Here is a 25,296-nt window from a genome sequence, read left to right as displayed (position 1 = left end):
CAGGGCAGCTACCCGTCAATGACAGTCCGCCACCTGCGACACGGTTTCCTTCAAACCATGCACCACGCATACAACACGCACCAGCGCGCTGAAATTGCGTACCCCGCCATGGCGCAGGTGCACCTCTCTGTCGACATGGGACAGCAACGTACTGATGGAACAGCTGTTGAGCTGGGCCATGTCGCCGAGGATATCCCAATAGACCTGCTCCAGCCGCAGACAGGTGGCGAACCCGTTCAGACGAATGGATCGGGCCAGGGGACGCACCAGTTGCATATCGAACCCCCTGACGAACGGATCGACGCTGATGGACTGAAAGCGTCCACGCACCCCCTCCTCCGGTTCCTTTCCTTGAATCATACCGTTGACACTCCTTTGCCATACGAGCCTCTCAGTTGGAACAATCCACCTGTGGCTCTATGGAAGCTCAACGGCATCGCCAGTTCCAGACGACTTTATGACCATGGGCGTAGGACAAGCCAACAGCAGGCAGGCGACGAATTACGTCGTCCTACACCTGTGGCGAGGGAGCTTGCTCCCGTTCGGCTGCGCAGCAGGCGCAAAATCTTCCAGCCTCCAAAGAATCAGCGTCTGGTATGGGGGTCGCTTCGCAACCCAGCGGGAGCAAGCTCCCTCGCCACGACATACAACGCGCGCCCTATTAGTTTTCCAACAGCGCCCGCAGCATCCACGCGGTCTTTTCGTGAACTTGCATGCGCTGGGTCAGCAGGTCGGCGGTGGGCTCATCACTGACCTTGTCCAATAAAGGAAAGATGCCACGGGCCGTACGCGTCACCGCTTCCTGGCCCTCGACCAGTTGCCGGATCATGTCATCGGCGGCAGGCACGCCTTCCTCTTCCTTAATAGAAGACAGGCGCGCGTACACCGAGTAGGCCCCCGGAGCCGGGAAACCCAGGGCGCGGATGCGCTCGGCAATCAGGTCCACCGCCAGGGCCAGCTCGTTGTATTGCTCCTCGAACATCAGGTGCAGGGTGCGAAACATCGGCCCCGTGACGTTCCAGTGGAAATTGTGGGTCTTGAGATACAGCACATAAGTGTCCGACAGCAGGCGCGAAAGCCCGTCGACGATGGATTTGCGATCTTCTTCACTGATACCGATATCAATTGCCATGCTGGTTGATCTCCTGACGGTGATGAATTCGACAACGCCCCAAACTCTAGTGGTTTTGGCGGCCGATGGCCTGCGACAGATCGCCAGCCCTCCTGAACCGACAAGCCGGGGCAGCGGGCGGTTCCGACACCTCGAGGAATTCAACGCCGTTTGCCTGGCACCTTCAAGCATCGGCGAGTCTTTTCTGGCCGACGAACAGCGCGGTGCGCGCCCGTAACGGGTTTGAGAAGGCCCGAGCTTTACTGTTAAATAGGCAGTGTGTCGCTACGCTTATTTTCCCGGGTGTGGCGCATAGGCTGATTCGGGTACGTGTCCAACGCCTCTCATTGTTTCGAAGCGAACCGTCCCCGACCCGCTCTTCCTTGTGATCTGTCTTAACCGTGAGCCAATCAAAATGTTGAAAATCGTCCACTTGCTAATGGGCGCAGCTGCCCTGCTGCTGTCCTTCATCCCTAGCCTGGGTTCCGAAGCCACACCTTACCTGCAACACCCCGATGCACTGTACCTGGCCTTTTTCGGCCTGCTCAACCTGACCCTTGCACCCGTCATCCCTTACTGGAACAAAGGTCCACGTCACCAACTGCAAAACCTGGTCAGCGCCCTGCTGGTACTGGCCGTTGCCCTGCAAACCCTGGCCCTGCTGGCACCCATGCCGGAAATCGGCGGTCAACCGGCCATTCTGTTCAGCCTGGGTGCGGCACTGCTCGCCGTGGCACTGCACCTGGCCGTCAGCTTCTACAAGAAGTCGTCGCCGGCCGCCGCTGCGCAGAACTACGACATGTCCAACCGCGATACCGGCACGGTGAAGTGGTTCAATACGTCCAAAGGGTTCGGTTTCATCTCCCGCGACTCCGGCGATGACATTTTCGTGCATTTCCGGGCCATTCGTGGCGAAGGCCATCGCGTCCTGGTGGAAGGCCAGCGCGTGGAGTTCTCCGTGATGAACCGCGACAAGGGCCTGCAGGCCGAAGATGTGATCGCCGCGCTGCCGCGCCGCTGATCCCTGCCCCTAAAAAAACCGCGATGCAGCCTGGCTGCTCGCGGTTTTTTATTGCCCGTCAAACGAGAGTCGGGCCCAGTCAGTAGTGAGGAGGCGGCGCCTCTTCTTCGAACGACTCGAACTGCCCGGCCATTTCTTCCTGGCGCTTGAGCAACGCCGCCATCTGCAGTTGCAGACGCTCGACGATCCGCTGCTGCTCCACAAGCACATCGTTCAATGCCTGGATGGTGTCATCCTGAAACGCCAGGCGGCTTTCCAGATCGGTTACGCGGTCTTCAAGGTTCATGGTTCAGCCCTCCAGAAACTTGAAATCATCGGTCAAGGCCATTCGCAACCGTTCACGAATGGCCGCGACCTGCCCTGCATTATAAGGCTGGGCCGGGTGCTTGCCCCAGACCGGCGCGGGCCAGGCGGCGTCATCCCGTTTGCGCACGATGACGTGCATGTGCAGTTGACTGACAACGTTACCCAAGGTTGCAACGTTCATCTTGTCGGCATCGAACGAATCCTTGAGGGTTTCGGCCAACGCCGTGGTTTCTTTCCACAGCTGTTGTTGATCAACGTCATCCAATTGAAATAATTCGCTGATATCTTCCCGCCGCGGTACGAGGATGAACCACGGGTAGTTCGAATCGTTGGACAAGAGCAGTCGGCACAATGGGAAATCACCGATGGGCAATGTGTCTTGTTGCAGTCGTGGATCTAAAGCGAACACCGCGTGTACTCCTCGCTCGTTATCGGTTCTGCCCGGTTTGGCGGCCTACGGGCCTGCATCGGACTCAGATGCGCAGCATACCCGCGAACGCCGGATCGATCACGGTGTACCGTCCTGATGCTCGTCCTGCGAAGTTTTTTTCAACACACAGCATCAACCTGTGCAAGCTGACGCACCAACACAGCGCAAGCGGCACCACACAGTCCTGACAGGATCGTGCCAGGGGCCCAGGCAAGGCTTCGGCGTTGTAAGATTTTCGTACAGACGGAAAATTTTTTGCACCAAAACAGCACAGTGCGTCTACGCTCAGTGCACAAAGCATCCGTGATCTACTCACTGGGTAGGGTGAACCGGTAACGTTTTTGATTGTCTCGCCGCGTTTGTCGGCGTCAAACACGAGAGCCGCACACGAGTCAACCCTATTTAAAACAAGGCCTTTGGCGCCCGGTTTCATGAGGTTTCACCGCGTCAACCGGCGAAATGTGAAAAAAATGTAAACGAAATTCGGGTTTGAGCATGCTTGTTGCATTCATCCCCGCACTGTCCAAAGGCCTCGCCGGAAGCGAGAACCTGCCGACATACAAATTAAAGTGGCAAGGCTGCCCACAGGAGCTTCAAGCGCGGTAATGACGGACTCTTTACACCGATGCCGGAAAAGAAAAAACAACATTAAGTTGTGGATACGGTTGCGTCGGACCAGCTGAAATGCGACATGGATCGAGCCATTGGCGACATGGTCGTAAAGAAGCTGAAAGGTTGAATGGGCAAGTATCGCCAAAGAATGTCGACGTGATATAAGTTTGCGCCGACACAAAAAGAAAGAGCCGCCCAGATAAAAAAACAGGTGGGACGGCAGTACTCTTCTAAAAACCAAAGGAGCAAATCACGATGCGCGTGATGAAGTGGAGCATGATCGCACTGGCTGTATCGGCCAGTACCTCGCAGTTCGCAATGGCCTCTTCCCAGGAAGAATCCAAGGGTTTTATTGAAGATCAGAGCTTGACTGTTCTGACCCGTGCGCTGTACATGAACCGTGATTTCAAGAACAACCCAAGCACTTCACAAAGTTATCGTGAAGAGTCTGGTGTTGCCGCTCGTGCCATCTACGAGTCGGGTTTCACTCAAGGTACCGTTGGTGTAGGCGTTGATGGCTTCGCATTTGGCACCGTTCGCATTGATGGCGGTAGCGGTCGTGCCGGTAACGGTCTGTTCGCTCGTGACAGCGACGGCAACCTGGAAGACACACAATCGAAGGTGGGCGGCGCGGTTAAATTCCGTCTGTCCGACACCGTCCTGAAATACGGTAACCAGTTCACCACCAGCCCGGTTTTCTCGACTGACGACAGCCGTCTGCTGCCAGAAGTTGCCACGGGTACGCTGATCACCAGCAAAGAAATCAAAGGCTTGGAGTTGAGCGCAGGTCATTTCAACGCCATCAGCTCGCAAACTGGCATGGGAGATGACGGCCTTGGCCTGAAATCTGCTGACATCGTTGGCGCAACCTACCAGTTCACCGACAATTTCGTAGCAGGCGTAGCGGCTTCCGACGTTGAAGATCACTACAAAAAGAAATACATCAACCTGAACTACACCCTGCCGATCAACGAAGATCAGTCCCTGAACTTCGACTTCAACGGTTATGACAGCCAGGATCAGGGCCAGAAGCTCAGCGGCGACGTTGACAACCGCATCTGGTCCCTCGCAGCAGCCTATGCCATCGGTGCCCACAAGTTCACCCTGGCTCACCAGCGCTCCTCCGGTGACACCGGCTATGTGTATGGCGTTGACGGCGGCGGTACCATTTTCCTCGCCAACTCCATCCAGTACTCCGACTTCAACGGTCAGGACGAGCGCTCCTGGCAGGCTCGCTACGACCTGAACATGAAGACCTACGGCGTTCCTGGCCTGAGCTTCATGACTCGTTACGTTACCGGTGACAACATCGAGACTGGCGGCGCAGAAGGCAAAGAGCACGAGTGGGACTTCGAAACCAAGTACGTTATGCAAAGCGGTCCAGCCAAGGACCTGTCTTTCCGCGTACGTGCTGCGTTCTACCGTGCTAACTCTGACTACAACGCCATCAACGGCAACGACAACAATGACACCCGTCTGATCATCGAATACCCACTGAGCATCTTGTAATTCAGTGCTAGTTCGATAGCGACACCCGCAACAAGCAAAAAACCGCTCATCTGGATCAGGTGAGCGGTTTTTTTATATCCATTGCAATGTAAGCTTTAGCACAACTTTTTAAATAGCAAGCTAACTAAACATAACCTGACCTGACCCCAGGCCAAGTTATAGTCGAATCATTATTGCGCTGCTCCTTCCTGAACCACCCGAATCACTCGCTGTGGAAACGGAATATCAATACCGGCATCCTTCAAACGATCCCGCGCCTGCTCATTAAGCATGAACATCACGCTCCAGTAGTCCGCGGTCTTGACCCAGATACGCAGCGACACCGTGATGGAACTGTCGCCCAAGGTGGAAATCACCGCTTCAGGCGCCGGATCCGCCAGCACACGCTCATCCTTGGCCAGGTCCAGCAGCACTTCCCGGGCTTTTTGCAGGTCGGCCTGGTAATCCACGCCGACATCGAACACCACCTTGCGGGTCGGCTGGCGGTTGGTGTTGGTAATGATGCCGTTCGAGAGATTGCCGTTGGGCACAATGACAGTCTTGTTGTCACCGGTGCGCAACACGGTGTGGAAGATCTGGATGCTGTCGACCGTACCGGCCACACCTTGGGCTTCGATCCAGTCACCGATGCGGAACGGACGGAACAGCAGGATCAACACGCCACCCGCGAAGTTCGCCAGGCTGCCTTGCAGGGCCAGGCCAATCGCCAGGCCGGCGGCACCAATGGCGGCAACGAACGAAGTGGTTTCCACACCGATCATCGAAGCGACGCTGACGATCAACAATATCTTCAGAATGATGTTGGCCAGGGTACTGATGAACCCTTGCAGCGCCAGGTCAGCGTTACGCAGGGCCAGCAGCGCACCCAGTTTCTGCGTGACTTTGTTGATCAACCACCAGCCGATGGCCAGGGTGATGACCGCCAGCAGCACGCGGCTGCCGTATTCCATGATCATGGGGATCCAGGTCTGGGAAGCCTTGACCAGGTTGTCCACTTCAGCATTCAAGTCCATCAAATTCTCCTTTATTCCTGTTACCACTAAAAAACCTGCAGAGACTCATTGTGGCGAGGGAGCTTGCTCCCGCTGGCTGCGTAGCAGCCCCTTATAGGTGGGCGCTTCGCACCCAAGCGGGAGCAAGCTCCCTCGCCACAGGGTCACTGAAGTATCAATCGCGGAAATTATTGAATTGCAGTGGCATGCCGAATTCCTTGCCGCGCAATGCCGCAATGGCTTCCTGCAAGTCGTCACGCTTTTTGCCGGTGACTCGCACCTGCTCGCCCTGGATGGCGGCTTGCACCTTGAGCTTGGCGTCCTTGATATGAGCGACGATCTTCTTCGCCAGTTCCTTGTCGATGCCTTCCTTGAGCACGGCTTCCTGCTTCATCAGCTTGCCCGAGGCATAGGCGTCCTTGACCTCGAGGCACTGCACGTCGATCTTGCGCTTGACCAGCGCCAGCTTGAGGATCTCGATCATCGCCTCGAGCTGGAACTCGGCCTCGGCGGTCAGGTTCACGGTCAGGTCTTTTTCCTTGAACTCGAAACTGCCCTTGCCCTTGAGGTCATAACGACGGTCGAGTTCCTTGACGGCGTTTTCAACCGCGTTGGTGACTTCGTGCTTGTCCAGTTCGGATACCACGTCGAATGACGGCATGTAGTGTTCTCCAAATAAAAAGGCGCGCCAGTATCAACGGCGCGCGCTTGGCTTGTGGTTAAAATCGGGCTCATTATAACGGCTCTTTTCCTGCCGACACTGCGAGCCCTCAGATGCCTGCGCCAATCCGAGTAAAAAACTGATGTCGACCACCTGGCATGTCCTGGGGGCCGGCAGTCTCGGCACGTTGTGGGCCACGCGCCTGGCCCGGGCCGGGTTGCCGGTTCGGCTGGTGCTGCGCAACGAAGCCCGCCTGCAAGCCTACCGAAGCGCCGGCGGCCTGACGCTGATGGAACAGGGCCAGGCGCAGAGCTACCCGATACCTGGCGAAACGGCGGACAACCCAGAACCGATCAGGCGCCTGCTATTGGCCTGCAAAGCCTACGACGCGGAAGCGGCCGTGGCCTCGGTGGCCCATCGCCTGGACGCCGAATCGGAACTTATCCTGTTGCAGAACGGTCTCGGCAGCCAGGACGCGGTGGCCAATTGTGTGCCCCAAGCCCGTTGCATCAGCGCCTCCAGCACCGAAGGCGCGTTCCGCGACGGTGACTGGCGCGTGGTATTCGCCGGCCACGGCTACACCTGGCTGGGCGACCCGGCTCACCCAGTGGCGCCGTTCTGGCTCGACGACTTGGCCGCCGCTGGCATTCCCCACGAATGGAGCGCCGACATCCTCACCCGGCTCTGGCGCAAGCTGGCGCTCAATTGCGCAATCAACCCGCTGACCGTGCTGCATCACTGCAAGAACGGCGGCTTGCAGGAACACCGCTGCGAAGTGGCGACCTTGTGCGCAGAACTCACCGACCTGCTCGAACGCTGCGGCCAGCCCGCTGCGGCCGAAGATTTACAGCCGGAAGTCGAACGGGTGATCCAGGCCACGGCCGCCAATTATTCCTCGATGTACCAGGATGTCGCCAATCGGCGCCGCACCGAAATCAGCTACTTGCTCGGTTATGCCTGCAAGGTCGCCCAACGCCATGAACTGAGCGTGCCGCACCTGGAACAACTGCGACAGCGACTGATTGTCCACTTGCACAACCTCGGATTGCCCAGCGACTGAGCAGCGGCTACGCTGGCCCTCGTATTCCTTTTTAGCGACGAGTCTGATGCCATTGCGCCAGCGCCTTGAAAACCTCCCGGTCGGCCAGAAACTGCTGGCCGCCCTGTTGGTGTTGTTGACCACTGTCCTGCTGGTGGCCAACCTGACCTTTATCAGCGCCGCCTACTACATCTCCCAGGAAAGCATGGCACCCCAGGCCCTGCAGACCATTGGCCGGCTGGTGGCCAATCCAAGCCTGATCTCCGACGCCCTGCAATCGCCACAAAGCGCCCAACGCTTGCTCGACGAGCTCAACAGCTACGCACCGTTGCGGGCGGCGGCGCTGTACGACGGCCAGGGCGAACGCCTGGCACAACTGCAACAGGGCGAAAAGCTCAAGCTGCCGGACCATTACCGCAACATACAAGCCTGGCAGGCGGGCGAATTTCGCAGCAACCAGGTCATTACCCTGCCCCGTCCCGGCACGGTGCCCGGCCATCTGTTACTGGTGGCCAGCAGCGAATTGCCGACCGCGTTCTACACCGGCACCCTGACTGCCAGCCTCGGCATCCTGATTTTCAGCGTGTTGCTGTGGCTGATCATTGCCCAGCAGATCAAGCGCCTGATCACCCAGCCAATCCATCAACTCGAAGAACTGTCACGCCAGGTCACCCGCGAAGAGAACTATGCCCTGCGTGCCGCACGCGGCAACCACGATGAGATCGGCAGCCTGGCCGAAGCGTTCAACACCATGCTCTCGCGCATCGAAGCCCGGGAGCAGCAACTCAAGCGCGCGCGGGACGACTCCCAGGCCGCCTACGACCAGGCCCAGGGCCTGGCGGAAGAAACCCGCCACACCAATCGCAAGCTGGAACTGGAAGTCCAGGTGCGCAGCAAGATCGAGAAAAAGCTCACCGGCTTCCAGAATTACCTCAACAGCATTATCGACTCCATGCCGTCGGCGCTGATCGCCCTCGACGAGCAGCTCTACGTCACCCAATGGAACCAGGAAGCCAGCGCCCTCTCCGGCACACGGCTGGACGAGGCGCTGAACCAGCCGATCTTCCTCGCCTTCGAACCGCTCAAACCCTACCTGCCGCAGCTCAAGCAGACCGTCGAGCAGCACACGGTGGCCAAGATCGAACGCGTCACTTGGACCAAGGACGACGAAGCCCGGCATTACGCCCTCACCTTCTACCCGCTGATGGGCGGCGCCGGGCGTGGCGTGGTGATCCGGATCGATGACATCACCCAGCGCCTGTCGCTGGAAGAAATGATGGTGCAATCGGAGAAAATGCTCTCGGTCGGCGGTCTCGCGGCGGGCATGGCCCATGAAATCAACAACCCGTTGGGTGCGATCCTGCACAACGTGCAGAACATCCGCCGTCGCCTGTCGCCGGAACTGCCCAAGAACCTCGAACAGGCCGAGCTGCTGGGTATCCAGTTAGAGGAGGTCAATCGTTACCTCCAGGGTCGGGAGATCCCGCAGTTGCTCGACGGCATCCAGCAAGCCGGCGCCCGGGCGGCAAAAATCGTCACCCACATGCTCAGTTTCAGTCGTCGCAGTACCCGGCAAATGGCGCCTTGCGACCTGCCCGCGCTGATCGACCAGGCAGTGGAAATCGCTGGCAACGACTTCGACCTGGCCATCGGTTTCGACTTCAAGGGCCAGGCGATCACCCGTCAGTTCGACCCGAACCTGGGCCCGGTGCCCGGCACGGCCAACGAGCTGGAACAGGTGCTGCTCAACCTGCTGAAAAACGCCGCCCAGGCGATCCATCAGCGCCAGGACGACAGCGAACCGGGGCGTATCATCCTGCGCACGCGGTTGAATCCGCCGTGGGCGGAAATCCAGGTCGAGGACAATGGCATCGGCATGAGCGAGAACGTGCGCAAACGTACCTTCGAACCTTTCTTCACCACCAAGGAGATCGGCCAGGGCACGGGCCTGGGGCTGTCGGTCTCGTATTTCATCATCACCAACAACCACAAGGGCCAGATGGAAGTGCAGTCGGCGCCGGGCCAAGGCACCTGCTTCACCTTGCGCCTGCCCCTGGCCGGCACTTCGATGGTGCCGCAGGAAAACAGACAACTGGAGCGCTGAGCATGGGTTTTCGCCTGTCGAAGATTTACACCCGCACCGGCGACACAGGTGAAACCGGGTTGGGCGATGGTCGCCGCGTGGCAAAGGACCACCCACGGGTCGAGGCCATCGGCGAAGTGGATACACTGAATAGCCAGCTGGGTTTATTGCTGGCCGGGCTCGCCACTGAAACGACCCGGCATCCGGGGCTGAAGGAGGTCAGTGACGTGCTCGCGCCTTGTCAGCACCGTCTGTTCGACCTCGGCGGGGAACTGGCAATGCCGGCCTATCAGGCCTTGAACGTCGCAGAAATCGAGCGGCTGGAAGCGGCGATCGATGGGTGGAACGAGGAATTGGGCCCCCTGGAAAACTTCATCCTGCCAGGTGGCTCGACGCTGGTAGCCCAGGCCCACGTCTGCCGCAGCCTGGCCCGCAGCGCCGAGCGGCGCTGCCAGCAATTGAACGCCATGGAGCCGCTGGCCGGGCCGGGGCTGGCCTATATCAATCGGTTGTCGGATCTGCTGTTCGTGGCGGCGCGGGTCATTGCCCGACGACAAGGGGTGGCGGAAGTGCTTTGGGTGGCGGCGGCCAAGCCTGAGGGCTGATCACCTGCATGATCGTTCCCCACGCTCTGCGTGGGAATGCAGCCCGGGACGCTCCGCGTCCCTCCAGAGCCGAACGCGGAGCGTCCGTTGAGGCATTCCCACGCGGAGCGCGGGAACGATCGGTTCACTGCTGCTTCAAGCCTCTGGCCAAAACGCCCGAATCCCCGCCACACCCTGCGCCCCGGCTTCCCAGGCCTGTTGCCGCTCGCCAGGCCCGACCCCGCCCAACAGATAGACCGGCCTGTTGAAGCCCTCGATCAAGCGCGCCGCCTCTGCCCACCCCAACGGCTGTGCATCGGGATGGGTCTGGGTCGGTTGCACCGGCGAGAGTGTCACGAAGTCCACGTCCATCTGCTGCGCCAGGGACAGTTCCTCAGCGTTATGGCAGGAGGCCGCCAGCCAGCGGTCCTTGCCAAACGGTCGACCGGCCGCTGCATGCTTGCGCAGTTGCGCGGCGGTAATGTGCCAGCCAGCGGAAGGAAAATCCCCCAGCCATTCGAACGGGCCCTTGAGCATCAGCTGGGCCTTGCCGGCACACAGCCCCGCCGCGTCCACCGCCAGATCACGGTATTGCGGGTCGTAACCGTTGGGGGCACGTAGCTGGACCAACTTGATCCCACCGGCAATCGCCTTCTGCATGCCGCGCAGCAAGGCCGGTGTTTCAAGGCCGTCAGGCGTGATCAGGTACTCACCCGGCAAACGGGCCGCCGCGACAATCGGCTGATTGGCCGCCGGAAACTCATAGTTCGTCAGATCTCGGGCCGTCACCCAGGCCAACGGCTGCCCTTCGGCGCCGTGGGGCTGGCCGGTGAACGCCGAGACTTCCCAGACATCCAGCAACACCTGTTTGTCCGGGTAATCGTGGCGCACCTTGATCAACGGTCGGGCCGCATCGACGACAATGCACAGCTCTTCATGAAGTTCACGGGCCAGGGCGGCTTCGACGGACTCATCGGCCTCGACCTTGCCACCGGGGAACTCCCACAGGCCGCCCTGGTGCTGGGTGTCGGCCCTTCGGGCGATCAGGATTTTACCGACGGCGTCGCGAATGACCGCCGCCGCCACATGGACTCGTTTCACCGCGCAGTGTCCTCCAGGCCAGCTTGTTGCCACGCCTTGAACGCCGGCCATTGATAAAGGGTTTCGACGTAGGCCTCATCGACCTCCGACAGTTTCACCTGATAAGTGCGCAAGCGCACGGCAACAGGGGCAAAAAACGCATCGACCAGGCTCACGCGGCCAAACAGATAGGGACCGGTTTCGGTAGCCGCCGCACGGCACTCCGCCCATAGCGCCAGCATCCGCTGGATTTCCGCCTGCACGTCAGATGGCATCGGCGACAACGGCGCATCGTGCAGCAGGTCCATGGGCATGTGGCTGCGCAGGGCTAAAAAACCGCTGTGCATCTGCGCACAAGCCGAGCGAGCCTGGGCCCGGGCGGCAACATCCTTGGGCCAGAGATTGGCCTCGGGAAACTGTTCAGCCAGGTATTCGGCAATCGCCAGGGAGTCGGCGATCACGCCGAACTCGGTCTTGAGCAGCGGGACCTTGGCCGTGGCCGAATACTTGAGCAGCTTCTCGCGGGTGTCGGGCTGGTCGAGCCTGACCAGCTCTTCGGTGTACTTCGCGCCGGTCAGCGCCAGGGCCAACGCGCCGCGCAGGGACCAGGAAGAAATGCGTTGGTCGCCAATGATCAGGTGCATGCTCATGCCTGGATTCCTTTCTTATGGTTCTGAGGTGTCTGTTCTGGCGCCATCGCGAGCAAGCTCGCTCGCGATGGCAGCAACTCGGTCCCGAGCCTGTTAAGTCCGGTACTCAGCGTTGATCTTGACGTACTCGTGGGACAGATCAGTGGTCCAGATGGTTTCGCTGCAATCACCCCGTCCCAGCTCGATACGGATGGTGATTTCTTCCTGTTGCATGACCGCCGCGCCCTGGGCTTCGGTGTAAGTCGCAGCGCGAGCGCCTTGGCTGGCAATGCAGACTTCGCCGAGGAACACGTCGATCTTGCTCACGTCCAGTTCAGGCACGCCGGCACGGCCAACGGCGGCGAGAATGCGGCCCCAGTTAGGGTCGGAGGCGAACAGCGCGGTCTTGATCAGCGGCGAGTGGGCCACGGTGTAGCCGACATCCAGGCATTCCTGGTGATTGCCACCGCCGTTCACCTGCACGGTCACGAACTTGGTCGCGCCTTCACCGTCACGCACGATGGCCTGGGCCACTTCCATGCACACTTCAAACACCGCCTGCTTCAGCGCCGCGAACAGCGGGCCGCTGGCTTCGGTGATTTCCGGCAGGCTGGCCTTGCCGGTGGCGATCAGCATGCAGCAGTCGTTGGTGGAGGTGTCGCCGTCGATGGTGATGCGGTTGAACGACTTGTTGGCGCCGTCAAGCATCAGGTCTTGCAGCACTTGGCGCGAGACCTTGGCGTCGGTGGCGATGTAGCCAAGCATGGTCGCCATGTTCGGACGGATCATGCCAGCACCTTTACTGATACCGGTGACCGTGATGGTCACGCCATCGTGCTCGAACTGGCGGCTCGCGCCCTTGGGCAAGGTGTCGGTGGTCATGATGCCGGTGGCGGCGGCGGCCCAGTTGTTTTCCGACAGATCATCGAGAGCGGCTTGCAACGCACCTTCGATCTTCTCGACCGGCAGCGGCTCGCCGATCACGCCGGTGGAATACGGCAGCACCTGGCTGGCGTCGACACCGGTCAGTTCCGCCAGCTTGGCGCAGGTGCGCTCGGCAGCGGCCAGGCCTGGCGCGCCGGTACCGGCGTTGGCGTTACCGGTGTTGGTCAGCAAGTAACGCACCGGTCCCTGCACGCGTTGCTTGGCCAGGATGACTGGAGCGGCGCAAAAGGCGTTGAGGGTGAACACGCCAGCGACCGTCGAACCTTCGGCGCAACGCATGACCACGACATCCTTGCGCCCGGGGCGCTTGATGCCCGCCGAAGCGATACCGAGTTCAAAACCGGCAACCGGGTGCAACGTGGGCAACGGACCAAGACCAACAGCCATGAATGCGCTCCTAAATGAGATGTATATCGACGCCATCCTCATTGGGACGGCGAATCAAAATGGCAAAACGCCGCGACGGATAAAATCCGGTCGCGGCGCGGGTGGTTCAGCGTTGAAACGGGGTTACTGGATCTGCCCGTGGCAATGCTTGTATTTCTTGCCCGAACCGCAGTAGCACAGTTCGTTACGACCCAGCTTCTGTTCGTTGCGCACCGGTGCGGTCGCCAAGGCGACATCCACATCGACGCCCTCTTCGGCGACCACTTCCAGGCCCGGGGCTTCGGCGTGTTCGAACTGCATGCGCGCAGCCAGGGCTTCGGCTTCCTGGCGCAGGCGGGCTTCTTCTTCGGCCGGGTCTTCGCGGCGAACCTGAACGTGAGACAGCACACGGATCGAGTCGCGCTTGATCGAGTCGAGCAACTCGGAGAACAGCGTGTAGGACTCGCGCTTGTACTCCTGCTTCGGGTTCTTCTGGGCGTAGCCGCGCAAATGGATACCGTGGCGCAGGTGGTCCATGGTCGACAGGTGGTCTTTCCACAGGTCGTCCAGCACCCGCAGCACAATCTGCTTCTCGAAGGAGCGCAGTGCTTCGGCGCCGGCCTGGTCTTCCTTCTCGTTGTACGCGGCGATCAGTTCGGCCAGCAGCTTCTCACGCAGGGTTTCTTCGTACAGGTGATCGTCTTCGTCGAGCCATTGCTGGATCGGCAAGGCCACGCCGAAGTCGCTCTGCAAGGCGGCTTCCAGGCCGGCGACGTCCCACTGCTCCGGCAACGATTGCGGCGGAATGTGGGCGCTGACGGTGGCGTTGAGCACGTCCTGGCGGAAATCGGCGATGGTTTCGCCAATGTTGTCGGCGGCCAACAAACTGTTACGCATGTGATAGATCACTTTACGCTGTTCGTTGTTGACGTCGTCGAACTCCAGCAGTTGCTTACGAATGTCGAAATTGCGGCCTTCGACCTTGCGCTGGGCCTTCTCGATGGCGTTGGTCACCATGCGGTGCTCGATCGCCTCGCCCGGCTGCATGCCCAAGGCCTTCATGAAGTTCTTCACCCGGTCAGAGGCGAAGATGCGCATCAGGCTGTCTTCCAGGGACAGGTAGAAACGGCTGGAACCGGCGTCGCCCTGGCGACCGGCACGGCCACGCAGTTGGTTGTCGATACGACGCGACTCGTGACGCTCGGAGGCGATCACCTGCAGACCGCCGGATTCGAGCACCTGTTGGTGACGTTTCTGCCAGTCGGCCTTGATCTGCGCGATCTGCTCTGGGGTCGGGCTTTCCAGGCTGGCAACTTCCACTTCCCAGTTGCCGCCCAAGAGGATGTCGGTACCACGACCGGCCATGTTGGTGGCGATGGTCAGCGCACCCGGGCGACCGGCCTGGGCGATGATCTCGGCTTCCTTCTCGTGGAACTTGGCGTTGAGGACCTTGTGCTCGATGCCTTCCTTGTTGAGCAGGGCGGACATGTGCTCGGAAGTCTCGATGGTGGCGGTACCCACCAGGATCGGACGGCCCTGGGCCATGCCTTCCTTGATGTCGCTGATGATCGCCGCGTACTTCTCTTCGGCGGTCAGGAACACCAGGTCGTTGTAGTCTTTACGGGCCAATGGCTTGTTCGGCGGAATCACCACCACTTGCAGGCCGTAGATCTGGTGGAACTCGAACGCTTCGGTGTCGGCCGTACCAGTCATGCCGGACAGCTTGTTGTACAGGCGGAAGTAGTTCTGGAAGGTGGTCGAGGCCAGGGTCTGGCTCTCGGCCTGGATGTTCAGGCCTTCCTTCGCCTCGATGGCCTGGTGCAGGCCTTCGGACAGGCGACGACCCGGCATGGTACGGCCGGTGTGTTCGTCCACCAGTACGACCTGGCCGTCCTGCACGATGTATTCGACGTTGCGATGGAACAGCTTGTGCGCACGCAGGCCAGCATAAACGTGGGTCAGCAGGCCCAGGTTGTGGGCCGAGTACAGGCTCTCGCCTTCAGCCAGCAAACCAATACGGGTGAGCATTTCCTCGACGAACTGGTGACCCGCTTCGTTGAGCTCGACCTGACGGGTCTTCTCGTCAACGGTGTAGTGCCCGGGCTGGGTCACTTCGCCTTCGACTTCCTCGACGTGCAACTTGAGCTGCGGGATCAGCTTGTTGATCTCGATGTACAGCTTGGAGCTGTCCTCGGCCTGACCGGAAATGATCAGCGGGGTACGGGCTTCGTCGATGAGGATGGAGTCCACTTCGTCGATCACGGCAAAGTTGAGTTCACGCTGGAATTTTTCTTCCATGCTGAACGCCATGTTGTCGCGCAGGTAGTCGAACCCGAATTCGTTGTTGGTGCCGTAGGTGATGTCGGCGGCGTAGGCGGCGCGCTTCTCTTCCGGCGGCTGGAACGGCGTGACGACACCGACAGTCAGGCCGAGGAATTCATAGAGCGGGCGCATCCAGTTGGCGTCGCGGCGGGCCAGGTAGTCGTTGACCGTCACGACGTGCACGCCCTTGCCGGACAGTGCGTTGAGGTACACGCCCAAGGTCGCCACGAGGGTCTTGCCCTCACCGGTACGCATTTCGGCGATCTTGCCTTCGTGCAAGGTCATGCCGCCGATCAACTGAACGTCGAAGTGGCGCATGCCCATGATCCGCTTGCCGGCTTCACGGGCGACCGCAAAGGCTTCAGGCAGGAGCTGGTCAAGGGTTTCCCCCTTGGCGATGCGGTCCTTGAATTCGGCAGTCTTGGCGCGTAACTGATCGTCCGAAAGGGCCACCATTTGCTCTTCGAAGGCATTGACAGTCTGTACCGTCTTGAGCATGCGCTTGACTTCACGCTCGTTCTTGCTTCCAAAAAGTTTCTTTAACAAAGGCGCAAACATATCGGCAGGATCTTCCACACTAAAGGGATGGAGGGCGGCCCCGTGAGTCGCCCGTGCAGCCCTCATGGCCGCATGCGAACGAGCATTCTACCCGGAAACGATGGAGAGGAAAGTGGCGTTATTCCACGATGCTGGCACAGCGCTGTGACGGGGCTTGCATAAAATAAGGGCTTTTGCGCGAACTTCAACCCACAAAAGGCAGAAGTTACGCTTTGGTTGCGCGGGTAAAAGCCGCTGGGTATCAGGCCGAGGCGTGCCCGGCGCTTTCTGCTACCATGGCGCCTCTGTCACTTGCGGTATTCATTCATGGCCTTCCGCCCTCTTCCAGCCAAGGCACCCGCCGTTCTGCTGCGCGAAGCCAAGCCGCTGAAAGCCATCTTCGGCCACGCCAGACGCCTGGGCCACTTGCAGCGCCTGCTCGACAGCCAGTTGCAGCCTGCCGCGCGCGAGCATTGCCACGTGGCGTCCTGGCGCGAAGGCAGCTTGCTGCTGATCGTCACCGACGGCCACTGGGCCACACGCCTGCGCTATCAGCAAAAACGCCTGCTGCGCCAACTCCAGGCGTTCGAAGAATTCACCAACCTGACGCGGATCCTGTTCAAGGTGCAACCGCCCACCGTCCAGGTCGGCGCCAAAGGGCACACGCTGGATTTGTCCACCGACGCCGCGGCGACTATCCAGGCCACGGCGGACGGCATCACCGACCCCAACCTGCGGGCGGCGCTGGAACGGTTGGCGGCGCATGCGCGGCCCAAGGGCTGAGAGTTTCGGCGCCTGTTGAACCGCTATCGCGAGCAAGCCCGTTCTCACCATCAGTTTAATCGCGAAGCAAGACACAAGCGGGCTTGCTCGCGAAAGGGGCGACTCGGTCCCGACTACCGGCGGCGCTTGCTGCCACCGAGCAACGAGCCCATCAACCCCCGCACCAATTGCCGCCCCAACTGATTGGCCGCCTGGCGCATCGCCGATTTAAGCGCCTGACCGGCCGCGGTGCCGAGGAATTCCCCGGCCTTTTCGGTGAAGCTCGGTTCTTCCGCCGTCGGCTTACCCGGTGCCTCTTCGGCCTGCGGTTCCAGCCCTTTGCGGCCCATCAGCACTTCATAGGCCGACTCGCGATCAATGGGCTTGTCATAGCGCCCTTGCAGCGACGAGCTGGCGATCAACCCGGCGCGCTCAGCCTCGCTCAGCGGCCCGATGCGTGATTGCGGCGGCGCCACCAACACGCGCTGGACCATTTCCGGCGTGCCTTTTTCCTGCAAGGTGCCCACCAGGGCTTCACCGATGCCCAGTTCGGTCAGCACCGCCAGGGCATCGAACTGCGGGTTGGGCCGGAAACCGTCGGCCACCGCCCGCAGGGATTTCTGCTCCTTGGCAGTGAAGGCCCGCAAGCCGTGCTGAATGCGCAAGCCCAACTGCGCCAGCACGTCGTCCGGCAAATCGCCCGGCGACTGGGTCACGAAATACACCCCCACGCCCTTGGAACGGATTAGCCGAACCACTTGTTCCAGGCGCTCCTGCAAGGCCTTGGGCGTCCCGGCAAAGAGCAGGTGCGCCTCGTCGAAGAACAGCGCCAGCAGCGGTTTGTCTGCATCGCCGCGCTCGGGCAACTGCTCGAACAGCTCGGCCAGCAGCCACAACAGGAACGTCGCGTAGACCTTCGGTGCTTCATGGACCAGGCGGCTGGCGTCGAGCAAGTGGATACGGCCACGGCCATCGCTGGCCGGTTGCAGGATGTCTTCGAGCTGCAAGGCTGGCTCGCCGAACAACGCGTCCGCCCCCTGCTGTTCCAGGGTGGACAAGCGTCGCAACAACGCCTGGCTGGAACCGGTGGTCATCAAGGCCGCGTCGTCCCCCAGCAATTCTGGGTTGTCCTTGAGATGATTGAGCAGCGCCTTCAGGTCCTTGAGGTCCAGCAACAACAGGCCTTCGCGGTCGGCCACCTTGAACGCGGCGTAGAGCGCCGACTGCTGGCTGTCCGTCAGTTCCAGCAGACTGCCGATCAACAACGGGCCCATTTCACTCAAGGTGGTGCGCAGCGGATGACCGGACTGGCCGTGGATATCCCACAAGGTCACCGGGTAAGCCTGGGGCTTGTGGTTGAGCCAGGGCATGCCGGCGATACGCTCGGCGATCTTGCCCTGGGGATTGCCGGCAGCGCCCAGGCCGCACAGGTCACCCTTGATGTCCGCCGCGAACACCGCCACGCCGGCATCGCTGAACATTTCGGCCAGGCGCTGCAAGGTGACGGTCTTGCCGGTACCGGTGGCGCCCGCCACCAGACCATGACGGTTCGCCAGGCGCATGGCCTGGGCGATGGGCTGGCCGCTAAGGTCGGCCCCGATAACGAGTTGCGATGAGTCAGGCATGTAGTCACCCGTGGTGTTTGCGATATGACGCCATTTTGCACGCTTATATAAAAGCATGCCTGGCGCATTAAGCCCCCGGCGCTGGAAATAAAAATCGCATGTGATCGCACTCATGTGGCGAGGGCGCTTGCTCCCGCTGGGCTGCGAAGCGGCCCCAAAATCTTGGGAGTCCTTCGCCCTGGAGCACCAGCCCGGTCCAGCGGGAGCAAGCGCCCTCGCCACGTATTCATTTACATAGCCGCTACGTCACCATAACCCAACCGAACATCTATTCTTACTAAAGGTCAACACAGGAGAACACTGACCGGAGGGACGTTCATCGTGCATATAGCGGACATAACCATGTTCTACGCCCCCGCCAGCGGAGGCGTGCGCACTTATCTGGATGCCAAGCACCGGCGCCTGGGCGATCGGCCCGGTATTCGCCACAGTCTGTTGATCCCCGGCGCGCATTTGAGCGAGCACGATGGGATCTACAAGGTTCCTGCCCCTGCACTGCCGTTCGGCAAGGGCTATCGTTTCCCCCTTCGCCTGGCCCCCTGGCGCAATGTCCTGCGCGATCTACAGCCCGATCTGATTGAAGTCGGCGATCCCTACCTCACGGCGTGGGCTGCGCTGGATGCCCGTCGCCAGCTCGACGTGCCCGTCATCGGTTTCTATCACTCCGACCTGCCACTGCTGGTCAGCAACCGCATGGGCAACTGGTTCACCCCCAACATCGAAGCCTATGTCAGCAAGTTGTACGGCAATTTCGACCGGGTCCTGGCGCCGAGCCAGGTCATGGCCGACAAACTGACCGGGTTGGGGGTCAAGAACGTCTACGTGCAACCGTTGGGCGTCGACCTGCAAACCTTCAACCCGGCCGCCCGCGACCCGGAGTTGCGCGCCGAGCTGGGCATCGCCGAAGACGCGCGCCTGCTGATTTTCGCCGGTCGCGGCTCCAAGGAAAAAAACCTGCCGGTGCTGCTCAAGTGCATGAAACGCCTGGGCGAGCGCTACCACCTGCTCCTGGTGGGCTCGTCGATGCCCGCCTTGGTGCCGGACAACGTCACGGTGATCGATGAATTCTGCCCGGCACCGCAAGTCGCCCGGCTCATGGCCAGCGCCGATGCCTTGCTGCACGCCGGAGACCAGGAAACCTTCGGCCTGGTGATCCTCGAAGCGATGGCCAGTGGCATTCCCGTGGTAGCGGTGGCGGCCGGGGCCTTTACCGAAATCGTCAACGAAGACTGCGGCCTGCTGTGCATGCCCAACAATCCACAGGCCATGGCCAATGCCGTGCGCCAGCTGTTTTCCGAAGGTTGTCAGCGCCGGGGGGTATTGGCACGCCGGCACGTGGAGCGTCATTACGCCTGGGATACCGTGGTCAACAGCTTGCTGGGGCACTACTACGCCGTGCTCGGCGAGCAGATGCCACTGTTGGCCAATGGGTGAGGCGAGGTCCGTGTCGATGAATCACTTGCCCAGTGTGCTCCTGGTGCTGCACGACGTGGCACCGCAAACCTGGCCCGACTACCAGCCCTTCGTCGAAGCCGTTGACGCCCTCGGCCACGTGCCGATGACCTGGTTGGTGGTACCTGACTTTCACCGCAACAATGCCTTGGAGGCTCACCCCGGCTTTCGGCGCCTGCTCGATAGCCGGGTCGAGCGTGGCGACGAACTGGTGTTGCACGGCTACTACCATTGCGACGACGGTCCTGTCGCCCGCCACCCCAAGGACTGGTTCATGCGCCGGGTCTATACCCATGAGGGTGAGTTCTACAACCTGTCCGAGGCCGCCGCCCTCGCCCGCCTGCGCGCCGGTATCGAAACCTTTGAACGCTACCACTGGCCACTGGAGGGTTTCGTCGCCCCGGCCTGGCTGATGAGCGAAGGCACGCGCCAAGCCTTGCGCCAGTTACCGCTGAGCTACACCAGTGACACCCAACACCTCTATCGCCTGCCCGACTTCAGAGCCATCGACGCGCCGGGGCTGGTCTGGAGTGCCCGCAGTGCCTGGCGCCGAGGCCTGTCGAAAGTCATCAGCGACCAGCGTGAACAGCGCTGGCGCCAGGCGCCGGTGATTCGCCTGGGCCTGCACCCGGTGGACATGCGCCATAGCTTTTCCCGGGACTATTGGCTGCGCACCCTCGAACGCCTGCTCAACGACGGTCGAGTGCCGATGACCAAGGTCGGCTGGCTGGCAACCCAGGGGCTGCGGGCCCGCAGCGCCGCATGAAACGGCTGATCTGGCTGGGCGCCGCCCTGCTCACGGCGCTGTTGGTGCCGCTGCTGGTCGGCGGTGGGGAAATGTGGTCGCGGGTGCAGCGCTTTCCCCTGTCCCTGCTGCTGGCCATGCTCGGCATGATCGTGCTGTGCTGGACCTTGAACTCCGTGCGCTTGCGCCTGCTGCTGGGGGAACACCGTGGGCGCATCGGCAGGCTGAAAAGCATCGGCGTGGTGATGTCCACCGAGTTCGCCATGTGCGCGACGCCCGGTGGCAGTGGCGGCCCACTGACGCTGATGGCCCTGCTGGCACGAAACGGCGTGCGCCCGGCCCATGGCAGCGCGGTGTTTGCCATGGATCAGTTGAGCGACTTGCTGTTCTTCCTCTGCGCCTTGGTGGGCATTCTGTTTTATGCGCTGTTCCAGAACCTCAGCCAGCGCATGGAGTGGATGCTGGGGTTGAGTGCGGTTTCAATGTTTGGCGGACTGTTCGCCTGCGCACTGGTGGCCCGCTTCCATCGCCGACTGATCCTGCTGGGCGCGCGGCTGCTGTGCCATTTGCGGGTCAAGGGCAGCACCCGCCGACGCTGGGCGCGCAAGATCCTGCACTTTCTCGCGGCCTTTACCGATACCTTGAAATTGCCACGGCAGACGCTGTTCCAGGTCTTTGGCCTGACGTGCCTGCACTGGGCCCTGCGCTACAGCGTGTTGTACCTGGCGTTGAAAGGGTTGGGCGCGGACTTGCAGTGGGCCTGGAGCTTCCTGATCCAGATGCTGTCCTTGAGCGCGGGGCAATTCAGCCTCTTGCCCGGCGGTGCCGGGGCGGCCGAGGTGACCTCGGCGGCGTTGCTGGCGCCCATGGTGGGCAAATCCACGGCGGCGGCAGCGATCCTGATCTGGCGAGCGGTGACCTATTACTTTTACCTGGTGGCCGGCGGACCGGTGTTCTTCCTGATGGTCGGGCGCCCCCTGATCAAGAAGCTGATAAAGCTCAAGCAGGCCTGAGCGATCAGCGCTTCTGCCCGGGCTCATCCTGGGGATGTAACTGCTCCCACAGTTGCGCGGCATCGGGGAACTCAGTGCCATCCTCGGGCCCCAGTGCATCAGGGTCGTAGCGGCTCAGGCAGCCTTCGCCCAGGGTGTCCGGCGCACGGGAGGTGGCTTTATCCAGTGGATCGGTCATGGTGCAACGTTGTCCCTGAAGGTTTCATGAATCATTGTGCTTCAGTAAAAAGGCCTGGCGATCGCTCGTCCAGGCCCTTTGCAGTGTGGTCAGAACACCACGGTCTTGTTGCCGTGCACCAGCACCCGGTCTTCCAGGTGATAACGCAGGCCCCGGGCCAACACCATCTTCTCTACGTCACGGCCGAAACGCACCATGTCTTCGATGCTGTCACTGTGGCTGACGCGCACCACGTCCTGCTCGATGATCGGGCCGGCATCCAGCTCTTCAGTCACGTAGTGGCAGGTGGCGCCAATCAGCTTCACACCACGCATCGAGGCCTGGTGGTACGGCTTGGCCCCGACGAACGACGGCAGGAAACTGTGGTGGATGTTGATGACCTTATGGGCGTATTCGCGGCACAAGGCCGGCGGCAGGATCTGCATGTAGCGGGCCAGCACCACCACCTCGGCATCGTGCTGCTTGACCAACCGCGAGACTTCGGCGAACGCCGGCTGCTTGTCCTGCGGGTTGACCGGCACGTGGTAGTAAGGGATGCCGTGCCATTCCACCATGCTGCGCAAGTCGTCATGGTTGGAAATCACACAGGCGATGTCGCAATCGAGCTCATCGCTGTGCCAGCGGTGCAACAGGTCGGCCAGGCAGTGGGACTCACGACTGGCCATCAGCACCACGCGCTTTTTCTGCGCGGTGTCGGTGATACGCCAGTCCATCGAGAACTCTTCGGCAATGGGGGCGAATGCTTCACGGAAGGCTTCGATACCGAAGGGCAGCGAGTCGGCACGAATCTCGTGACGCATGAAAAACCAACCGCTTTGATTGTCCGAGTGATGGCTTGCTTCGGTGATCCAGCCGTTATGGGACGCCAGAAAGTTACTGACTTTAGCAACGATGCCGACGCGGTCCGGGCAAGCAATCACCAGACGAAAAGTGCGCATTAGGGAAACTCCAGAACTTCGCAAAGGCGGCCATTCTAGCCATTGCGCGGCAAAACTGCAGTATCGATGAGACGCCAAATCTCGACGACGGCTCCCGGGCCACGACCGGCGAGGCCCGGGAAAGCAAGCTATATGTGTGAACAGATGTGAAGACTCTGTCGCGGTATTTAACTGCAACAGGCGTTTTTGTGGCGTAGCACTAATTAATTAAATAAAACACCGGTTAAATGTTTACTTGATGAAACTGTCTGATTACTATTGTCGCACTGTGTCCTTGTCACCCGCGTCCTACATAAGGTAGTCCACATGTCCTTGATCAATGAATACCGCGCCACAGAAGAAGCTATCAAAGAACTGCAAGCTCGCCTGAAAAACCTGTCCCAAGACGACAAACTGCAAACCGAGCTTGAATTCGAAGGCAAACTGCGCACTCTGATGGGCGAATACTCCAAGTCGCTGCGCGACATCATTGCCCTGCTGGATCCAGAAGCCAAGTCGAGCAAAGCACCACGTGGCGCCGTGAAAACTACCGGCACCAAACGCGCTCGCAAAGTTAAGCAATACAAGAACCCGCACAACGGCGAAGTCATCGAAACCAAAGGTGGCAACCACAAGACTCTGAAAGAGTGGAAAGCCAAGTGGGGCGGTGACGTGGTTGAAGGCTGGGCAACCCTGCTGGGCTAAGCCCCACCGGTTCGCAGCGTTCTTAGCGAACAAAAAAACGCCAGCGATTGCTGGCGTTTTTTTTGCCTGTCATCTTTTCACTTCATCGCGGCCCAAGGCTTAAACGTTTGCGCAATTGCTGGCTGTAACCCTGCCACTCCCTGAGTACTTCTTGCTGCACTGGTGTAGACAGGTCCATCCACTCCCCCATCGCCGCATCAAAACTTTCCAAGGTATTAGGCGCGCCCCACTCCGGGGATGACAGCCGTTGTTGACAGAAAAGTCTCCAACGCTCCTGCTCTTCAGGATTCAACGTGTCTGGAAAGTTGCGTGCACGATATCGGAACAATAGTTCTGGTAAACGCTCATCATCGAAAGGCCAGCGTTCTCGAGCCAATTGCGCCGGATCCGCCATGCGGACTTGTTCACATAAACGTCGATCGCGATCCCCCAGGAAGCCCGCGTATAACTGTTGCTCGGGATCCTCGCTGGCGGTGAAATCCTCGCGACCATAAACAGCCTGAAGTTTATCTTGCCAAACTTTCTGTGCGTCAGTTAGCCGCGATGCCCGTTGCTGATAGCCCTCCATGTCCAACTCCAGTCGCTGCTGGTCCTCGGCACGCAGCACCGACAATGGTGCGATCACCGGGCATTTGTTGATATGGATAAGCTTGAGCGGCACCGGCAACTCACCTTCGAGCAATTCTTCACGACGGGTATACAAACGCTGGCGCAGGCTTTCGGCATCGTGGTCCAGCAGGCCCTGGGGGTCCAGGTGCAGGTCGCAGACGATCAGGGCGTTACGGTTTTTCGGGTGCCAGGCCAGCGGCAAGACCACACCGATGTAGTTGCGCGCCGCCGAGAAGCGACCGGAAATATGCACCATGGGCTGCAACAGACGGATCTGGTCCATCACCTTCTGTTTGCTGCGCAACTGGAACAGCCAGTCGTAGAGCCGGGGCTGCTGCTGACGGATCAGCCGGGCCAGGGCAATGGTCGCGCGCACGTCCGACAACGCATCGTGGGCCTGGCCATGGTCGATGCCATTGGCGGCGGTCAAGCGCTCGAGCTTGAGGGTGACGCGCCCGTCCTCTTGCGGCCAGACAATGCCTTGCGGGCGCAGCGCATAGGCCGCGCGCACCAGGTCGATCAAATCCCAGCGACTGTTGCCGCCCTGCCATTCCCGTGCGTACGGGTCGAAGAAATTTCGATAGAGGCTGTAGCGGGTCATTTCATCGTCGAAGCGCAGGGTGTTGTAGCCGGCGCCACAGGTTCCGGGCGCGACCAGGTGCCCGTGGACACGGGTCATGAAATCGGCTTCGCTCAAGCCTTTTTCGGCCAGGCATGTCGGGGTGATACCGGTAATCGCACAGGCCGCCGGATGCGGCAGGATGTCATCGCTGGGCCGGCAATACAGGTTCACCGGTTCGTCGATTTCATTGAGTTCGAAATCGGTACGGATACCCGCCACCTGCAAGGGCCGGTCGCAACGCGGGTTGATGCCGGTGGTTTCGTAGTCGTACCAGAAGATGGAAGTCACGGGCTGTTCCTGAACTGAAGACTGGCGAAGTCTAGGCGCTCGGGCCCGCCCGAGACCAGCAGTCCTGTAACTTTTGAATTCCAACACGGGTTCCACGCCCACAGTTTGAACCCTGGTGCTCATACGGGCAGTGTTCGCCTTCTCAATCCTGTT

At 60.5% G+C, this 25,296-nt stretch carries 24 protein-coding genes; 10 read left to right on the top strand and 14 right to left on the bottom strand.

Annotation, left to right across the window (positions count from 1 at the left end; genetic code table 11):
• Positions 1–15 precede the first annotated feature (15 nt).
• Together V7773_RS12650 and V7773_RS12645 are read right to left on the bottom strand one after the other, a co-directional pair.
• The gene (locus tag V7773_RS12650; protein ID WP_063324611.1) at positions 16–360 is read right to left on the bottom strand and encodes a ribbon-helix-helix domain-containing protein; all 345 of its coding nucleotides are present in this window, start codon (positions 358–360) and stop codon (positions 16–18) included.
• A gap of 301 nt (positions 361–661) precedes the next feature.
• Entirely contained in the window at positions 662–1,132 is a 471-nt protein-coding gene (locus V7773_RS12645) for a Dps family protein (protein WP_063324610.1), read from the bottom strand.
• 394 nt (positions 1,133–1,526) lie between these two features.
• Between V7773_RS12645 and V7773_RS12640 the strand changes: the two genes are divergently transcribed.
• Positions 1,527–2,132, top strand: a complete 606-nt coding sequence (locus tag V7773_RS12640) for a cold-shock protein (protein WP_003205048.1) — start codon at positions 1,527–1,529, stop codon at positions 2,130–2,132.
• A 79-nt stretch (positions 2,133–2,211) separates the two neighbouring features.
• Here V7773_RS12640 and V7773_RS12635 read toward each other — a convergent pair whose 3' ends face one another.
• Together V7773_RS12635 and V7773_RS12630 are read right to left on the bottom strand one after the other, a co-directional pair.
• Positions 2,212–2,418, bottom strand: a complete 207-nt coding sequence (locus V7773_RS12635) for a SlyX family protein (RefSeq protein WP_003205050.1) — start codon at positions 2,416–2,418, stop codon at positions 2,212–2,214.
• A 3-nt stretch (positions 2,419–2,421) separates the two neighbouring features.
• Positions 2,422–2,847: an HIT family protein gene (locus tag V7773_RS12630; RefSeq protein WP_092145111.1), complete on the bottom strand. Its 426-nt coding sequence runs from the start codon at positions 2,845–2,847 to the stop codon at positions 2,422–2,424.
• An 888-nt stretch (positions 2,848–3,735) separates the two neighbouring features.
• Between V7773_RS12630 and V7773_RS12625 the strand changes: the two genes are divergently transcribed.
• Positions 3,736–4,989 (top strand): OprD family porin, encoded by a 1,254-nt coding sequence (locus V7773_RS12625; protein ID WP_063324607.1) that lies wholly within the window; start codon positions 3,736–3,738, stop codon positions 4,987–4,989.
• 170 nt (positions 4,990–5,159) lie between these two features.
• Here the strand turns inward: V7773_RS12625 and V7773_RS12620 are convergent, their stop codons facing one another.
• The gene (locus V7773_RS12620; RefSeq protein WP_063324606.1) at positions 5,160–6,002 is read right to left on the bottom strand and encodes a mechanosensitive ion channel family protein; all 843 of its coding nucleotides are present in this window, start codon (positions 6,000–6,002) and stop codon (positions 5,160–5,162) included.
• Positions 6,003–6,156: 154 nt separating this feature from the next.
• Entirely contained in the window at positions 6,157–6,642 is a 486-nt protein-coding gene (locus V7773_RS12615) for a YajQ family cyclic di-GMP-binding protein (protein WP_060740892.1), read from the bottom strand.
• A gap of 142 nt (positions 6,643–6,784) precedes the next feature.
• Between V7773_RS12615 and V7773_RS12610 the strand changes: the two genes are divergently transcribed.
• From V7773_RS12610 to V7773_RS12600, 3 genes are read left to right on the top strand one after another with little or no spacing between them, the layout of a single operon-like run.
• Positions 6,785–7,702, top strand: coding sequence for a putative 2-dehydropantoate 2-reductase (locus V7773_RS12610; RefSeq protein ID WP_063324605.1), 918 nt, complete (start codon positions 6,785–6,787; stop codon positions 7,700–7,702).
• Positions 7,703–7,748: 46 nt separating this feature from the next.
• Positions 7,749–9,785 carry a sensor histidine kinase gene (locus V7773_RS12605; RefSeq protein ID WP_063324604.1) on the top strand — a complete coding sequence of 679 codons (2,037 nt, stop codon included), beginning with the start codon at positions 7,749–7,751 and terminating at the stop codon, positions 9,783–9,785.
• Between the two features lie 2 nt (positions 9,786–9,787).
• Positions 9,788–10,369 (top strand): cob(I)yrinic acid a,c-diamide adenosyltransferase, encoded by a 582-nt coding sequence (locus V7773_RS12600; RefSeq protein WP_092145103.1) that lies wholly within the window; start codon positions 9,788–9,790, stop codon positions 10,367–10,369.
• A gap of 135 nt (positions 10,370–10,504) precedes the next feature.
• On the opposite strand, the gene V7773_RS12595 is transcribed toward V7773_RS12600, so the two are convergent.
• From V7773_RS12595 to secA, 4 genes are all read right to left on the bottom strand, one after another.
• Positions 10,505–11,449: a Nudix family hydrolase gene (locus tag V7773_RS12595; protein WP_336073655.1), complete on the bottom strand. Its 945-nt coding sequence runs from the start codon at positions 11,447–11,449 to the stop codon at positions 10,505–10,507.
• Positions 11,446–12,078 carry a glutathione S-transferase family protein gene (locus V7773_RS12590; protein WP_336073653.1) on the bottom strand — a complete coding sequence of 211 codons (633 nt, stop codon included), beginning with the start codon at positions 12,076–12,078 and terminating at the stop codon, positions 11,446–11,448. Before V7773_RS12590 ends, V7773_RS12595 begins: the two co-directional genes overlap by 4 nt.
• Positions 12,079–12,171: 93 nt before the next feature.
• The gene (gene argJ / locus V7773_RS12585) at positions 12,172–13,389 is read right to left on the bottom strand and encodes a bifunctional glutamate N-acetyltransferase/amino-acid acetyltransferase ArgJ (protein WP_057452545.1); all 1,218 of its coding nucleotides are present in this window, start codon (positions 13,387–13,389) and stop codon (positions 12,172–12,174) included.
• Between the two features lie 123 nt (positions 13,390–13,512).
• Positions 13,513–16,248, bottom strand: a complete 2,736-nt coding sequence (secA, locus tag V7773_RS12580; protein ID WP_336073650.1) for a preprotein translocase subunit SecA — start codon at positions 16,246–16,248, stop codon at positions 13,513–13,515.
• 306 nt (positions 16,249–16,554) lie between these two features.
• Here secA and V7773_RS12575 point away from each other — a divergent pair, with 306 nt between their 5' ends.
• Entirely contained in the window at positions 16,555–17,010 is a 456-nt protein-coding gene (locus tag V7773_RS12575) for a DUF721 domain-containing protein (RefSeq protein WP_305468249.1), read from the top strand.
• Between the two features lie 113 nt (positions 17,011–17,123).
• Here V7773_RS12575 and V7773_RS12570 read toward each other — a convergent pair whose 3' ends face one another.
• Positions 17,124–18,614 carry a helicase HerA-like domain-containing protein gene (locus V7773_RS12570; RefSeq protein ID WP_336073648.1) on the bottom strand — a complete coding sequence of 497 codons (1,491 nt, stop codon included), beginning with the start codon at positions 18,612–18,614 and terminating at the stop codon, positions 17,124–17,126.
• A gap of 342 nt (positions 18,615–18,956) precedes the next feature.
• On the opposite strand from V7773_RS12570, the gene V7773_RS12565 reads away from it, so the two are divergent.
• From V7773_RS12565 to V7773_RS12555, 3 genes are read left to right on the top strand one after another with little or no spacing between them, the layout of a single operon-like run.
• Positions 18,957–20,048 carry a glycosyltransferase family 4 protein gene (locus V7773_RS12565; RefSeq protein ID WP_083569156.1) on the top strand — a complete coding sequence of 364 codons (1,092 nt, stop codon included), beginning with the start codon at positions 18,957–18,959 and terminating at the stop codon, positions 20,046–20,048.
• Positions 20,049–20,064: 16 nt separating this feature from the next.
• The gene (locus tag V7773_RS12560) at positions 20,065–20,832 is read left to right on the top strand and encodes a DUF2334 domain-containing protein (RefSeq protein WP_336073647.1); all 768 of its coding nucleotides are present in this window, start codon (positions 20,065–20,067) and stop codon (positions 20,830–20,832) included.
• Positions 20,829–21,824, top strand: a complete 996-nt coding sequence (locus V7773_RS12555; protein WP_063324595.1) for a lysylphosphatidylglycerol synthase transmembrane domain-containing protein — start codon at positions 20,829–20,831, stop codon at positions 21,822–21,824. The genes V7773_RS12560 and V7773_RS12555 overlap by 4 nt, the downstream gene beginning before the upstream one ends.
• A gap of 4 nt (positions 21,825–21,828) precedes the next feature.
• On the opposite strand, the gene V7773_RS12550 is transcribed toward V7773_RS12555, so the two are convergent.
• Both V7773_RS12550 and purU read right to left on the bottom strand, forming a co-directional pair.
• The gene (locus V7773_RS12550; protein ID WP_170862114.1) at positions 21,829–22,002 is read right to left on the bottom strand and encodes a hypothetical protein; all 174 of its coding nucleotides are present in this window, start codon (positions 22,000–22,002) and stop codon (positions 21,829–21,831) included.
• Positions 22,003–22,091: 89 nt separating this feature from the next.
• On the bottom strand, positions 22,092–22,940 hold the full coding sequence (gene purU / locus V7773_RS12545) for a formyltetrahydrofolate deformylase (protein WP_003205089.1): 849 nt from the start codon (positions 22,938–22,940) through the stop codon (positions 22,092–22,094).
• Positions 22,941–23,246: 306 nt separating this feature from the next.
• On the opposite strand from purU, the gene mvaT reads away from it, so the two are divergent.
• The gene (mvaT, locus tag V7773_RS12540) at positions 23,247–23,624 is read left to right on the top strand and encodes a histone-like nucleoid-structuring protein MvaT (protein ID WP_003205091.1); all 378 of its coding nucleotides are present in this window, start codon (positions 23,247–23,249) and stop codon (positions 23,622–23,624) included.
• 82 nt (positions 23,625–23,706) lie between these two features.
• Here the strand turns inward: mvaT and sbcB are convergent, their stop codons facing one another.
• Complete coding sequence (sbcB, locus tag V7773_RS12535; protein ID WP_336073645.1) at positions 23,707–25,143, bottom strand: exodeoxyribonuclease I; 1,437 nt, start codon at positions 25,141–25,143, stop codon at positions 23,707–23,709.
• Between the last annotated feature and the right edge of the window lie 153 nt (positions 25,144–25,296).

The organism is Pseudomonas sp. 3JA, from assembly GCF_036961705.1.
Taxonomy (GTDB): Bacteria; Pseudomonadota; Gammaproteobacteria; order Pseudomonadales; family Pseudomonadaceae; genus Aquipseudomonas; species Aquipseudomonas fluorescens_Q.
Note: the sequence above shows the minus strand (reverse complement) of the source record. Positions and strands in the feature narration are given on the sequence as shown.

Excerpts from the sequence above, each read along its gene's own strand:
- V7773_RS12650 (WP_063324611.1), bottom strand. The coding sequence starts at position 360 with ATGATTCAAGGAAAGGAACCGGAGGAGGGGGTGCGTGGACGCTTTCAG.
- argJ (WP_057452545.1), bottom strand. The coding sequence starts at position 13,389 with ATGGCTGTTGGTCTTGGTCCGTTGCCCACGTTGCACCCGGTTGCCGGT.
- mvaT (WP_003205091.1), top strand. The coding sequence starts at position 23,247 with ATGTCCTTGATCAATGAATACCGCGCCACAGAAGAAGCTATCAAAGAA.
- V7773_RS12600 (WP_092145103.1), top strand. The coding sequence starts at position 9,788 with ATGGGTTTTCGCCTGTCGAAGATTTACACCCGCACCGGCGACACAGGT.
- V7773_RS12560 (WP_336073647.1), top strand. The coding sequence starts at position 20,065 with ATGAATCACTTGCCCAGTGTGCTCCTGGTGCTGCACGACGTGGCACCG.
- V7773_RS12565 (WP_083569156.1), top strand. The coding sequence starts at position 18,957 with ATGTTCTACGCCCCCGCCAGCGGAGGCGTGCGCACTTATCTGGATGCC.
- secA (WP_336073650.1), bottom strand. The coding sequence starts at position 16,248 with ATGTTTGCGCCTTTGTTAAAGAAACTTTTTGGAAGCAAGAACGAGCGT.
- V7773_RS12550 (WP_170862114.1), bottom strand. The coding sequence starts at position 22,002 with ATGACCGATCCACTGGATAAAGCCACCTCCCGTGCGCCGGACACCCTG.
- V7773_RS12575 (WP_305468249.1), top strand. The coding sequence starts at position 16,555 with ATGGCCTTCCGCCCTCTTCCAGCCAAGGCACCCGCCGTTCTGCTGCGC.
- V7773_RS12615 (WP_060740892.1), bottom strand. The coding sequence starts at position 6,642 with ATGCCGTCATTCGACGTGGTATCCGAACTGGACAAGCACGAAGTCACC.
- V7773_RS12645 (WP_063324610.1), bottom strand. The coding sequence starts at position 1,132 with ATGGCAATTGATATCGGTATCAGTGAAGAAGATCGCAAATCCATCGTC.
- V7773_RS12635 (WP_003205050.1), bottom strand. The coding sequence starts at position 2,418 with ATGAACCTTGAAGACCGCGTAACCGATCTGGAAAGCCGCCTGGCGTTT.
- V7773_RS12625 (WP_063324607.1), top strand. The coding sequence starts at position 3,736 with ATGCGCGTGATGAAGTGGAGCATGATCGCACTGGCTGTATCGGCCAGT.
- V7773_RS12610 (WP_063324605.1), top strand. The coding sequence starts at position 6,785 with ATGTCGACCACCTGGCATGTCCTGGGGGCCGGCAGTCTCGGCACGTTG.
- V7773_RS12620 (WP_063324606.1), bottom strand. The coding sequence starts at position 6,002 with ATGGACTTGAATGCTGAAGTGGACAACCTGGTCAAGGCTTCCCAGACC.
- V7773_RS12555 (WP_063324595.1), top strand. The coding sequence starts at position 20,829 with ATGAAACGGCTGATCTGGCTGGGCGCCGCCCTGCTCACGGCGCTGTTG.
- purU (WP_003205089.1), bottom strand. The coding sequence starts at position 22,940 with ATGCGCACTTTTCGTCTGGTGATTGCTTGCCCGGACCGCGTCGGCATC.
- V7773_RS12570 (WP_336073648.1), bottom strand. The coding sequence starts at position 18,614 with ATGCCTGACTCATCGCAACTCGTTATCGGGGCCGACCTTAGCGGCCAG.
- V7773_RS12605 (WP_063324604.1), top strand. The coding sequence starts at position 7,749 with ATGCCATTGCGCCAGCGCCTTGAAAACCTCCCGGTCGGCCAGAAACTG.
- V7773_RS12640 (WP_003205048.1), top strand. The coding sequence starts at position 1,527 with ATGTTGAAAATCGTCCACTTGCTAATGGGCGCAGCTGCCCTGCTGCTG.
- V7773_RS12590 (WP_336073653.1), bottom strand. The coding sequence starts at position 12,078 with ATGAGCATGCACCTGATCATTGGCGACCAACGCATTTCTTCCTGGTCC.